Here is an 11264-nt window from a genome sequence, read left to right on the forward strand (position 1 = left end):
GGTGCGCACGCGTGCGCGCGGTCCCGCGTAGCGGTGACCGTGAGGTGGGCTGGGATCAGACCGTGTGGGGAGGACCTCGGGTGCCGAGACCTGCGGCGACGAGCAGGCCGCGCCGCACCCGGGGATGGTGTGCGACGGGCGTCCAGCCGGGAACGGCGACGGGCGCCGGCGCGAACGGCGGCACACTCGCGCGCCGCACCGCGGTGAGCCCGACGCGGCAGCCGTGTTCGGCGCCGCGGACGAGCAGCGCCGCGACGACGATCGCGGCCGTGTGGGCGGCCAGCATGCCCGCGCCGGGGACGTGGACGTGTCCCGTGTCGAGGGAGAGGACGCCGTGGCCCACCACCTGCCCGGCGGCCAGCACGCCGACGATCGGCAGGCGCGTGCCCGCGGCGAGCAGACCCACCGCGGCCGCGGCGGCGAGCAGCAACACCGCGGATGCCTGTCCCGGCGCGGCCCCGCCGGCGAGCGCATGGGCGGCGATGCTCACCGCCCCCGACATGCCGCCGACGAAGGCGCCGCGCACGCGTGCGGCGAAGTCCTTCTCGGCAGACATGCAGCCAGGATACGCGCCTCCTACTACCGGAAGTAGTAACCGGCCTCACAGAACTTGCCGACACATTGTCGATAAGATGTCGACTGTCCGTCGATAAAATCTTCCTCAGGAGCCCACATGTTCCTCGCGCTGCGCGAACTATGGTTCGCGCGCACCCGCTTCCTCCTCATGGGAACCGTCGTAGCCCTGGTGGCGGTGCTGATGGTCATCCTGTCCGGCCTGTCCTCCGGCCTCGTGGCAGACGGCGTCTCGGCCCTCCAGCGCACCCCGGTCCAGGCCTTCGCCTTCGCCGAGGGCACCCGCACCGACTCGGCGTTCTCGCGATCCGTCGTCACCGAGGACCAGGCCGCCGCGTGGCGTGCCCGGCCGGACGTCGCCGACGCCGCGCTGCTCGGCAACGCCATCGTCAACGCCCGGACCGCGTCCAGCACACCGGTCGACCTCACCCTCTTCGGCATCGAACCCGGCTCGTTCCTCGAACCGGCGCCCGCCGAGGGGCGTCCCCTCACCGGCGCCACCGACATCCTGGTCAGCGACACCGTGCGCGAGTCGGGCATCGCCGTCGGCGACACCATCGTCCTCGAGCGCCTCGGCACCGAACTCACGGTCGCCGGCTTCACCGCCGACAAGCGCACCTTCGGCCACGTCGACGTCGCCTACCTGCCGCTGCGAACCTGGCAGGCGATCCACGCCGGCACGCGGGCCGGCGAGCTACCCGATCCGCGCGTCTACACCGAGGCGAGCGTCGTCGCCGTCCGGGGTGTCGACGACCGGCTGCCCGACCTCGCCGCGGGCGATGCCGCCGCCGGCACCGCCGCCAAGACCCTCGAGGAATCCTTCGACGCCTCCCCCGGCTACTCCGCCGAGATGATGACGATGTCCCTCATCAAGGGCTTCCTGTACGCGATCTCCGCCCTCGTCGTCGGCGCCTTCTTCAGCATCTGGACCGTCCAGCGCTCCCGGGAACTGGCCGTGCTGCGGGCCATGGGCGCCTCCACGGGTTTCCTCCTGCGCGACGGCCTGGCACAGGCGACGGTCGTGCTCCTCGCGTCGGTGACCGTCGGAGTCCTCCTCGGCCTCGGCCTCGGGTCGGGCCTCGAGGGCAGCGGCATGCCGTTCGCGCTCGAGACCGGCCCCGTCGCGTCCGGCGCCGCGATCCTGGTCCTGCTGGGACTGCTGGGCGCGGCCGTTGCCGTCGTCCGCGTCACCCGCGTCGATCCCCTCACCGCCCTCGGAGAGAACCGATGACCACCTCGACCATCCCCACCACCGGCCTGGCCCTGTCCGGCGTCACCCTCCGCTTCGGCGACGGCGACAACACCGTCGTGGCACTGGACGACGTGAACCTGCACGTCGCCGCCGGTGAGCTCGTCGCGATCGTCGGGCCCTCCGGCGCCGGCAAGTCGAGTCTGCTGGCCGTCGCCGGCGGTCTCACCCGCCCCACCACGGGTGTCGTCACGCTGGCGGGGATCGACGTCTCCGCCCTGCCGAATCGGGCGCTGACCCGGCTGCGGCGAGAGCGGGTGGGCTTCGTCTTCCAGGCCGGGAACCTCGTTCCCGCCCTGACCGCCCGCGACCAGCTCCGGCTGGTCCCGAAGATCACCGGTCGCCCCGGACGTGATCCGGACGAGCTGCTCGGGGCGGTCGGGATGAGCCATCGCGCCGACCGGCGACCCGGACAGCTCTCCGGCGGCGAACGCCAGCGGGTCGGCATCGCCCGGGCCCTCGTCTCGCGGCCGGCGCTGCTGCTCGTCGACGAACCGACCGCCGCCCTCGACCGCACCCGCAGCCACGAGGTGGTCGAGTTGCTTGCCCGGGAAACCCACGATGCGGGGGTGGCTGGCATCATGGTCACCCACGACCACGACGTGCTGGAGCATTGCGACCGCATCCTGGAGATGGTGGACGGCAGGCTGCACGCCCGCGGCTGACCGCACGAGGAGGGCCCGTGCCGAAGATCTCTGCGGCTACCGTCGCCGAGCATCGCGCAACCCAACTACGGGCACTCCTCGATGCGGCTCACGCACTGTTGACCGAGTCGCCGGAGCGCCCGCCGAGCCTGGGCGAGGTCGCGGCCCGGGCCGGGCTCGCCCGCTCCAGCGTCTACCACTACTTCCGGTCGCGGGAGGATCTGCTGCGCGCGGTCGTCGAGGACATGTTCCCGCGCTGGAACGCGAAGGTGATCGCCGCCATGGACGAGGCCGGCGATCCGGCCGGCCGGGTACTCGCGTACGTCGACGCCAACCTCCGGCTCGTCGCCGAGGGCGAGCACGCGCTCGTCGGAGCGCTCGCCACGGTCACGCCGCAGGCCTTCACCGACGAACGCATGCAGACGCTGCACCGCGAGCTCGTGCTCCCCCTCGTCGAGGCCCTGCGTGAGCACGGGACCACGCATCCGGAACTGGCCGCCGAACTGGTCGGCGCCGTGGTCCACAAGGGCACCGAACTCATCGAATCCGGCCGGAACCTGGAGGAGGTCCGCCGGGCGGTCCGCGATCTGCTCGAGCTCATCGACGTTTCACGTGAAACGGGCTGAGATCTTCCGGGTGCCCCCTATTGACAACAGGCTGTCAAATAGACAGCATATTGTCATGACTGAGACAGTGCATGTCGCCGTGTACGACACCTTCGCCGACTGGGAGGTCGGTCATGCGATCGCCCACATCAACAAGCCCCTCTGGCACAAGCATCCCGGCCGCTACGCCGTCGCCACCGTCGGCGCCACGCGCGAACCCGTCACCACCATGGGCGGAATCCGCATCCTCCCCGACACCACCCTGGACGAGGTGCGGCCGGAGAACAGCGCGATGCTCGTCCTGGCGGGCAACGACATCTGGAACACCGAGCAGTTCACCCCCTTCGCCGAACGGGCGCGCGACTTCCTCGAGGCCGGGGTCCCGGTGGCCGCGATCTGCGGGGCCACGGGCGGGCTCGCCCTCGCCGGCCTACTCGACGATCGCGCGCACACGAGCAACGCCGCCGAGTTCCTGGCGAGTGTGGGCTACGCGGGCGGGGATCTCTACCGCGACGAACCGGCCGTCACCGACCGGAATCTGATCACCGCGAGTGCCACCGCCCCGGTCGAGTTCGCCCGCGCGATCCTCGAACGCCTCGAGGTGTTCGAGCCGCACGTCCTCGAATCCTGGTTCAAGCTCTACGGCCGACGCGACCCCGCCGGCTTCTACGAACTCATGGCCGGATGAGCGAGCGCCCGGAACAGGAACTGCTCAGCGGCCTCGCTCTGACGTCGTTCCGGCTCAACGGACAGTTCCTCGAGGTCGCCGAATCCCTCGCGCGCCCGGCCGGGCTCACCGCGGCGTGGTGGCAGGTCCTCGGTGCCGTGCTGCGCGAACCCCTGCCGGTCGCCGGCATCGCCCGCGCGATGGGGATCACCCGCCAGAGCGTGCAGCGGATCGCCGACCTGCTGGTCGAGCGAGGCCTCGCCGAGTACCTGCCCAACCCGGCCCACCGGCGCGCCAAGCTCGTCGCGCCGACCCCGGCGGGACGCGAGGCGGTGTCCGGGATCGATCCGGCGCATGCCGCCTTCGCCCGTCGCCTGGCCGACGCCGTGGGCGAGGAAGACCTGGCCGGCGCACTGGCCGCGATGCGCCGGCTCTCGGCGGTCCTCGACGAGCTCGCCGAGGAGAAGTGACCGGGCACGACGACAGGCCCGGACATCCGTGATGTCCGGGCCTGTCGTCGATATTCGAGTGTGTGTTGTGGAGCCTAGGAGATTCGAACTCCTGACATCTGCCTTGCAAAGGCAGCGCTCTACCAACTGAGCTAAGGCCCCGTCTGCCGCCTCAGCGGCCGGTGACCTCGTGCCATTCGTCCTCGCTCCGCAACATCCGAGCGAGTCCGACGGCCACCAGCACCACGGTTCCCACAGTGAGAAGAACCTTCATGCTCGCTGCCCTTTCGGCACGGGGAGTGGGCCTAGGAGGACTTGAACCTCCGACCTCTTCGTTATCAGCGAAGCGCTCTAACCGCCTGAGCTATAGGCCCTCGAACCGAGTTGGAACACTACCCCACCGAGCCACGAAGTCCAAAATCGGCTCGGCGGGGTCACGTTTTCCCAGCTCAGTCCGGGTCTGCGAGGGTGACCTGCACGCCCCCGACGAGGTCGGTGCACAGGTTGTAGATGAACGCCCCCAGGGTGGCCAGAGCGGTCAGCAGGATCGTGTTGACCAGCCCGATCACCGTCGCGTACCCGAAGACCTGGCCGGCGGTGATGAGGCCACCCCCACCGGTGTCGGACACCATGTCGGTGAAGGCGCTGTTGAGCCGTTCCCACACGCCCATGCCCGCGAGCACGCCGTACAGCAGACCCACGGCGACCATCCACACGAAGAACAACGAGACGGAGATCACCGAGGAGATCTTCAGCATCGACCACGGATCGATGCGGCGCAGCTGCACGGTCGCCCGCAGCGGCTCACCCGGGACCCGGGCCGCGGCCGCCACCACGGCAGCCGGTTGCGCAGCCGCGGATTCCTCGGCCGGCGCGGACGGCAGCGGATGCTTCACCGTCGACAGGTCCGGCAGGTCCTTCGCCAGGTCCTTGCGTTCGATGTGCCGCGTCGGACCGTCGATGACGGCCGCCTTCGTCTTGGCCGCCGACCGGTCCGCACCCGGCATCCCCGTCGTGGGCGCGTTCATCGAGGCGGCCGCCGTGCCGGTGACCACCGGGCGGGTCGGCGGCGTCGCGGCACCGGACCGGCCGCCGGCCGGATTCACGCCGGGGCGAGCCGCCGCCGGCTTCGCCGGGCCCGGCTGCTGTCCTGCGGGCTGCGCCGATCCGGTCGGGGCCGCGCCGGGCCGCGTGGCGGGCTTGTCACCCCCGGGCCGCGTGGCGGTCTTGTCACCCACAGCGCCGCCCGAGGTGGGCACCGCGGGACGCCCGGTCGAGGACGACGTCTGACCCGGGCGGGCCAGATTCGTCTGCGGCACGTTCTGCGGCGCCTCCTGCTGACTCCCGCGCTGCCACGGCGGCGTGGGGGGCCCACCCGGCCGTTGCTGCCCGGGACGCCCCGCCGGCGACGTCCCGCTCTCCGGCGTGGCGGGACCCTGCTTCGCCGCGCCGTCGGCCGGCGCGCCCGGGTTCGCTCCCGCGGCGGGGTTCCGGGCGGCACCCGGCGCGTCCGACGGCGCCGCAGCGCCCTCCGGCTTCACCTCGGGAGCCTGCTTCCCGGGCACCTCTCGTCCGTTCTGTCCCTTCGGCGGCTGAGCGGGCGGCCCCTGCTCGGCCCCGTTCGGTCCCTGGGGAGTGCTCACTTACGACTCCTTCGCTTCGAGTACGGCGCTCTCCTCGGGCTCGTCGGCGTTGCGTGCGATCGCCAGCAACGTGTCCCCCTCCCCCAGGTTCATCAACCGCACACCCTTCGTCTGTCGGCCGGCCTTGCGCACCTGCTTCGCGGGGGTCCGGATGACGCCACCGCCCGAGGTGATCGCGTACAGCTCGTCGTCGTCGTCCACGATGAGCGCTCCGACCAGAGTGCCACGCTTGCGGTCGTACTGGATGGTCAGCACGCCCTTGCCGCCGCGGCCCTGCGCCATGTAGTCCTCGATCGGGGTGCGCTTGGCGTACCCGCCGGACGTCGCGACCAGCAGGTACGTGCCCTCGCGGACCACGTTGAGGGAGAGCAGGGCGTCGTCCTCGTTGAACCGCATGCCCTGCACCCCTGAGGTCGCCCGGCCCATCGGCCGCAACGCCTCGTCGCTCGCCGCGAAACGGATCGACTGTCCCTTCGCGGACACCAGCAGCAGGTCGTCGTCCGACGAGCACAGCACCGCGCCGACCAGTTCGTCGTCACCGCGCAGGTTGATCGCGACGATGCCGCCGGACCGGTTGGAGTCGAAGTCCGACAGGCGCGACTTCTTGACCAGGCCGTTGCGGGTCGCGAGCACCAGATACGGGGCGTCCTCGTAGGACTTGAGCCGGATGACGCCCTGGATCCGCTCGTCCGGCTGGAAGGCCAGCAGGTTGGCCACGTGCTGGCCGCGCGCGGTGCGGTTGGCCTCCGGCAGCTCGTAGGCCTTCGCCCGGTACACCCGGCCCTTGGTGGTGAAGAACAGCAGCCAGTCGTGCGTGGACGTCACGAAGAAGTGCTTGACGATGTCGTCCTGCTTGAGGTCGGCACCCTTGACGCCCTTGCCGCCACGCTTCTGGGACCGGTACAGGTCGGTCTTGGTGCGCTTGGCGTAGCCGGTCTCGGTGATGGTGACGACCACGTCCTCGCGGGCGATGAGGTCCTCGTCGGAGACGTCGCCGTCGGCCGCGACGATGCGTGTGCGACGGTCGTCGCCGTACTTGTCGACGATCTCCTTCAGCTCGTCCCGCACGATCGCGCGCTGGCGCTCGGGCTTGGCGAGGATGTCCTTGAGGTCGTCGATCTCGCGCTCGATCTCGGCGAGTTCGTCGACGATCTTCTGTCGTTCCAGAGCGGCGAGGCGGCGCAGCTGCATTGCCAGGATCGCGTCGGCCTGGATCTCGTCGACGTCGAGCAGCCCGATCAGGCCGGTGCGCGCGTCCTCCACCGTCGCCGAGGCGCGGATCAGCGCGATGACCTCGTCGAGCGCGTCGAGCGCCTTGACGAGTCCGCGCAGGATGTGGGCCCGCTCCTCCGCCTTGCGCAGCAGGTACCGCGTCCGGCGGACGATGACCTCGACCTGATGGTTGACGTACAACCGGATCATCTGGTCGAGCCGCAGGGTGCGCGGCACGCCGTCGACGATCGAGAGCATGTTGCAGCCGAAGCCGGTCTGCAGCTGCGTGTGCTTGTAGAGGTTGTTGAGGACGACCTTCGCCACGGCATCACGGCGGACGGTGACGACGATGCGCATGCCCACACGGTCCGACGACTCGTCGTGGATGTCGGAGATGCCGGCGATCTTGCCGTCCCGGACCTGCTCGGCGATCGAGGTGATCAGGTTGTCCGGGTTGACCTGATACGGCAGTTCGGTGATGACGATGGAGGTCTTCCCCCGGGCGTCCTCCTCGATCTCCACGACACCGCGCATCCGCACCGAGCCGCGGCCCGTGGTGTACGCGTCCTTGATGCCCTGGCTGCCGACGATCAGGCCCGCCGTCGGGAAGTCCGGCCCCTTGATGCGCTCCATGACGGCCGCCAGGGTGGCTTCCTCGTCGGCCTCGTAGTTCTCGAGCGCCCAGTAGATCGCCTCGGCCACCTCACGGAGGTTGTGCGGCGGGATGTTGGTGGCCATGCCCACCGCGATGCCGCCGGAACCGTTGATCAACAGGTTGGGGATACGGCTGGGGAGAACCACCGGCTCGAGCGTGCGGCCGTCGTAGTTCGGCTGGAAATCGACCGTCTCGTGGTCGATCTCCCGCAGCATCTCCATCGCGAGCGGCGTGAGCCGGCACTCGGTGTACCGCATCGCGGCCGCACCGTCGTTGCCGCGGGAACCGAAGTTGCCCTGGCCGTCCACGAGCGGGTAGCGCATCGACCACGGCTGCGCGAGTCGCACGAGCGTGTCGTAGATCGAGGCGTCGCCGTGCGGATGGTAGTTGCCCATCGTCTCGGCGACGGCACGTGCCGACTTCACGTAGCCGCGGTCCGGGCGGAACCCGTTGTCGTACATTGCGTACAGGACGCGGCGGTGCACCGGCTTGAGACCGTCCCGCACATCGGGCAGGGCGCGGCCCACGATCACGCTCATCGCGTAATCGATGTAGCTGCTCTGCATCTCCTGCTGGATGTCGACGGGCTCGATGCGGTCGTGCCCCGGCCCCTCCGGCGGCAACGTGGTGTCGGTCATGAGCTCCTTCTTCTACTCGGCTCGAACGCCGCGGGCTTCCGCCCGGCGCGCGTCTCGCAACCACACGAGTCTATAGGTGCAGGTCAGCTCGCACACCGACCGATGCGGCGATTCCGCTCGACCGACCCTGCACGTCGCCCGGAATTCACGTCACGATCGCGCCGGAACGGTCCGCGACGAGTCGGTGCCGTCGTCGTCGGTGGTCCAGCGGGCGAACTCCTGTTCCAGTGCCAGATCCCTCCGGCTGGGCGCGAGCAGCAGCGCCGCGATGGGCACGGTGAGAACGACGATGCCGAGCACGAAGGAGGGGAACAGCAGGGCGGTGACGGTCTGGCCCGCCGGCAGCGGGACGGTCGGGTCGACCTGGACGCGCACACCGGCCATGCCGGTGTAGTGCAGCGCGACGACCGCGCAGCCCATGAGCAGGGCGGCCGGTACCCGGAGCGTCCACCGGTCCGCGGCCTGCGCGAGCCACAGGGCGACCGTGGCCGCGACGACACCGATGGCCACCGAGGCCACGACGAACGCCGTGTCATGCTCGAGCGAGCCCTGGATCCGGATGGCCCACATGCCGCTGTAGTGCATGAGGCTGACCGCCAGGCCCATCCCGACACCGCCGACGAACAGACGGACGAGAGACGGGACGCGGTTCACCCACGCGGTGCGGGAGCTCACGAGCCAGAGCCCGAACCAGGTGGCGGCCACCGACAGCGCGACGGAGAAGACGGTCGGTCCCAGCGCGTAACGGACCGCGGTACCCGGGACGTCGAAGCCCATCATCCCGATGAAGTGCATGAGCCAGACGGCCACACCGCCGACGGACAGGGCGGCCATGGCCATCCAGCGGCGGTGGCCGCGGCCGGTCGGGGCGATCAGCGCCTGGCGGGCGCAGGAGAGCCCGACGAACGATCCGACGACGGAGGTGGCATAGGCGAGGAAGAACACCCACATCCCCATGGAGAAGTGGTGCATTTCGTGCGACATCGTGACCTTCTGAGCGTGGCACGCGGAAGTCGGTCCGCACTCGTGCGGTGGCGCGCCACACCGAATCGATACGGGCTGCGACTTCGCCCCCTCGACAGCGATCGGAGCGTATCGCATCGATGTAATTCGAACGGGGGCAGGTCCCGCCCCCGTGCGCTCAGGTGGCCGGACGCCGGGGATCGGCCGGGCTGTGCTGCTGCGCCCACGCCTCGGCCTCGGCCTCCAGTGCGGCCGCCACCCGGTCGGGAGCCATGAGCAACGCCATGATCGGGACCGTCAGGATCAGCATGCCGAGCACGAACACCGGGAAGAGGACGGCGAACACCTCGACCCCCGACGGGGCCGCGGTCGCCGGATCCACCGTCACCTGCACCGCCGCCATCGCGAGGAAGTGCACGCCGATCACCGCCGCGCCGGCGAAGATGCTGCCGCCGATCCGCATCCACCTGCTGTCGGCGACCGTGACCAGCCACAGGACCACCACCGCGGTGAGGCAGGCCGCCACCACGGACGCCGCCACGTAGGTCAGGTCGTATGCGACGGTGCCCTGCAGTTCCATCGCCCACATGATCGAGTAGTGCACGCCGGCGATCCCGGCGCCGAGGACCAGCGACCCGCCCAGCAGCCGTGCCGCCACGGCACCGCGCGACGGCCGGGCCCGGCGCGACACCCGCTTCGGCTGCACGACCACCATGGCGACGAAGGCGGACACCAGCGCCACCGCCATCGAGAAGACGATGCCGAGCAGGTCGTATCGGATGATGCTGCCGTCCACCGTGAAACCCGCCATCGGCAGGAAGTGCGCCAGCCACACCCCGACGCCCCCGGTCGAGAGCGCGGCTCGCATCAGCCAGTACAGCCGCGCCCGTTCCGAACCGGCGGACAACGACTTGCGGGCACTGGCCAGTCCCACGAGCAACCCGATCGCCGACGTCGCGTACGCCAGGACGATCACCCACGTGCCCATGCCGAACAGGTGCACGTGCGTGTCCATCAGGGCGCTACCGGCTGATGCAGCTTGCGCAGCGCGTACTCGGTGACCGTCACGAGCGCCGACTTGGCGGACTCGCGCTGCCGAGCGTCGATCGAGACGATCGGCACGTCCGCCGAGACCGCGAGGGCCTGACGGATGTCCTCGGTCGGGTACCGCGGGGCGTCGTCGAATTCGTTGATCGCGACGATGAACGGCAGGTTCCGGGCCTCGAAGAAGTCGACCGCCGCGAAACTCTCGTCCAGACGCCGGGTGTCGATGAGCACGATGGCACCGATCGCACCTCGGATCAGGTCGTCCCACATGAACCAGAACCGGTGCTGCCCCGGCGTACCGAACAGGTACAGCACGAGATCCTCGGCGAGGCTGATCCGGCCGAAGTCCATCGCGACGGTCGTGGTGGCCTTCTGCGGCGTCGCGCTCAGGTTGTCGACGCCGTCGCTGGCGTTGGTGACCAGCGCTTCGGTGCGCAGCGGAACGATCTCCGAGACCGCCCCCACCAACGTGGTCTTGCCGACACCGAAGCCCCCGGCGATCACGATCTTCGTCGAGGTCACCCGCTTCGGGGAGTTAGAGTTCGCGAAGTCCACTGAGGACCCTTTCAATCAGCTCACGACGCTCCGCGTCGCTCGAATCGTCTTTCAGGGTGGCCAGGATCCGTACGTGCCCGGCTTCGACGAGATCCGCCACGAGTACGCGCGCCACCCCGATCGGCACACCCACCCGCGCCGCGATCTCGGCGACCGACGGGGACTCTCTGCACAAAGCCACGATCGTGGCATTGATGTTGTCCAGGTCCCGGGCACGGTCGTCCGTGCCCGGGAGGACCTGGATCAGTGCCTCCAACGCCAGCTCGACCGCGGGGCTGGTCCGTCCCGAAGTCAGTGAGTACGGCCGGACCAGACTGGGCTGGGCCGGCGGCGACTCCGGCTTGCGTTCTTCCATGGCCACCTC

At 70.1% G+C, this 11264-nt stretch carries 12 protein-coding genes and 2 tRNA genes; 5 read left to right on the top strand and 9 right to left on the bottom strand.

Annotated elements, in window-relative coordinates:
* Window positions 1-55: 55 nt before the first annotated feature.
* Entirely contained in the window at window positions 56-556 is a 501-nt protein-coding gene (locus AIIKEEIJ_RS23135) for a hypothetical protein (protein ID WP_029546814.1), read from the bottom strand.
* A gap of 117 nt (window positions 557-673) precedes the next feature.
* Here AIIKEEIJ_RS23135 and AIIKEEIJ_RS23140 point away from each other — a divergent pair, with 117 nt between their 5' ends.
* From AIIKEEIJ_RS23140 to AIIKEEIJ_RS23160, 5 genes are read left to right on the top strand one after another with little or no spacing between them, the layout of a single operon-like run.
* Window positions 674-1804, top strand: a complete 1131-nt coding sequence (locus AIIKEEIJ_RS23140) for an FtsX-like permease family protein (protein ID WP_202917484.1) — start codon at window positions 674-676, stop codon at window positions 1802-1804.
* Window positions 1801-2487, top strand: coding sequence for an ATP-binding cassette domain-containing protein (locus AIIKEEIJ_RS23145; protein WP_161996654.1), 687 nt, complete (start codon window positions 1801-1803; stop codon window positions 2485-2487). The genes AIIKEEIJ_RS23140 and AIIKEEIJ_RS23145 overlap by 4 nt, the downstream gene beginning before the upstream one ends.
* 17 nt (window positions 2488-2504) lie before the next feature.
* Entirely contained in the window at window positions 2505-3092 is a 588-nt protein-coding gene (locus tag AIIKEEIJ_RS23150; RefSeq protein WP_006934487.1) for a TetR/AcrR family transcriptional regulator, read from the top strand.
* Window positions 3093-3147: 55 nt separating this feature from the next.
* Complete coding sequence (locus AIIKEEIJ_RS23155; RefSeq protein ID WP_050034261.1) at window positions 3148-3759, top strand: type 1 glutamine amidotransferase family protein; 612 nt, start codon at window positions 3148-3150, stop codon at window positions 3757-3759.
* A complete protein-coding gene (locus AIIKEEIJ_RS23160; protein ID WP_043799097.1) occupies window positions 3756-4208 on the top strand; it encodes a MarR family winged helix-turn-helix transcriptional regulator in 453 nt (150 codons plus the stop codon). Before AIIKEEIJ_RS23155 ends, AIIKEEIJ_RS23160 begins: the two co-directional genes overlap by 4 nt.
* Window positions 4209-4276: 68 nt before the next feature.
* Here the strand turns inward: AIIKEEIJ_RS23160 and AIIKEEIJ_RS23165 are convergent.
* The 8 genes from AIIKEEIJ_RS23165 to AIIKEEIJ_RS23200 all read right to left on the bottom strand — a co-directional run bounded on the left by AIIKEEIJ_RS23165 (window position 4277) and on the right by AIIKEEIJ_RS23200 (window position 11255).
* A tRNA-Ala gene (locus AIIKEEIJ_RS23165) sits at window positions 4277-4349 on the bottom strand.
* A gap of 138 nt (window positions 4350-4487) precedes the next feature.
* A tRNA-Ile gene (locus AIIKEEIJ_RS23170) sits at window positions 4488-4561 on the bottom strand.
* 75 nt (window positions 4562-4636) lie between these two features.
* The gene (locus AIIKEEIJ_RS34110; protein WP_161996655.1) at window positions 4637-5830 is read right to left on the bottom strand and encodes a DUF3566 domain-containing protein; all 1194 of its coding nucleotides are present in this window, start codon (window positions 5828-5830) and stop codon (window positions 4637-4639) included.
* Window positions 5831-8335 (bottom strand): DNA gyrase subunit A, encoded by a 2505-nt coding sequence (gene gyrA, locus AIIKEEIJ_RS23180; protein ID WP_161996656.1) that lies wholly within the window; start codon window positions 8333-8335, stop codon window positions 5831-5833. It abuts the gene before it with no gap.
* A 150-nt stretch (window positions 8336-8485) separates the two neighbouring features.
* Window positions 8486-9319, bottom strand: a complete 834-nt coding sequence (locus AIIKEEIJ_RS23185) for an MHYT domain-containing protein (protein WP_161996657.1) — start codon at window positions 9317-9319, stop codon at window positions 8486-8488.
* A 157-nt stretch (window positions 9320-9476) separates the two neighbouring features.
* Window positions 9477-10313 carry an MHYT domain-containing protein gene (locus tag AIIKEEIJ_RS23190; RefSeq protein WP_006934481.1) on the bottom strand — a complete coding sequence of 279 codons (837 nt, stop codon included), beginning with the start codon at window positions 10311-10313 and terminating at the stop codon, window positions 9477-9479.
* On the bottom strand, window positions 10313-10867 hold the full coding sequence (locus tag AIIKEEIJ_RS23195; protein ID WP_006934480.1) for a GTP-binding protein: 555 nt from the start codon (window positions 10865-10867) through the stop codon (window positions 10313-10315). The genes AIIKEEIJ_RS23190 and AIIKEEIJ_RS23195 overlap by 1 nt, the downstream gene beginning before the upstream one ends.
* A gap of 13 nt (window positions 10868-10880) precedes the next feature.
* On the bottom strand, window positions 10881-11255 hold the full coding sequence (locus AIIKEEIJ_RS23200) for a DUF742 domain-containing protein (RefSeq protein ID WP_006934479.1): 375 nt from the start codon (window positions 11253-11255) through the stop codon (window positions 10881-10883).
* Between the last annotated feature and the right edge of the window lie 9 nt (window positions 11256-11264).

Source organism: Rhodococcus sp. YH1 (assembly GCF_009939605.1).
Taxonomy (GTDB): Bacteria; Actinomycetota; Actinomycetes; order Mycobacteriales; family Mycobacteriaceae; genus Rhodococcus; species Rhodococcus aetherivorans.

What these genes read in the sequence shown, in the direction of transcription:
- AIIKEEIJ_RS23160 (WP_043799097.1), top strand. Translation starts at nt 3,756, where the DNA reads ATGAGCGAGCGCCCGGAACAGGAACTGCTCAGCGGCCTCGCTCTGACG.
- gyrA (WP_161996656.1), bottom strand. Translation starts at nt 8,335, where the DNA reads ATGACCGACACCACGTTGCCGCCGGAGGGGCCGGGGCACGACCGCATC.
- AIIKEEIJ_RS23190 (WP_006934481.1), bottom strand. Translation starts at nt 10,313, where the DNA reads ATGGACACGCACGTGCACCTGTTCGGCATGGGCACGTGGGTGATCGTC.
- AIIKEEIJ_RS23145 (WP_161996654.1), top strand. Translation starts at nt 1,801, where the DNA reads ATGACCACCTCGACCATCCCCACCACCGGCCTGGCCCTGTCCGGCGTC.
- AIIKEEIJ_RS23200 (WP_006934479.1), bottom strand. Translation starts at nt 11,255, where the DNA reads ATGGAAGAACGCAAGCCGGAGTCGCCGCCGGCCCAGCCCAGTCTGGTC.
- AIIKEEIJ_RS23185 (WP_161996657.1), bottom strand. Translation starts at nt 9,319, where the DNA reads ATGTCGCACGAAATGCACCACTTCTCCATGGGGATGTGGGTGTTCTTC.
- AIIKEEIJ_RS23140 (WP_202917484.1), top strand. Translation starts at nt 674, where the DNA reads ATGTTCCTCGCGCTGCGCGAACTATGGTTCGCGCGCACCCGCTTCCTC.
- AIIKEEIJ_RS23135 (WP_029546814.1), bottom strand. Translation starts at nt 556, where the DNA reads ATGTCTGCCGAGAAGGACTTCGCCGCACGCGTGCGCGGCGCCTTCGTC.
- AIIKEEIJ_RS23155 (WP_050034261.1), top strand. Translation starts at nt 3,148, where the DNA reads ATGACTGAGACAGTGCATGTCGCCGTGTACGACACCTTCGCCGACTGG.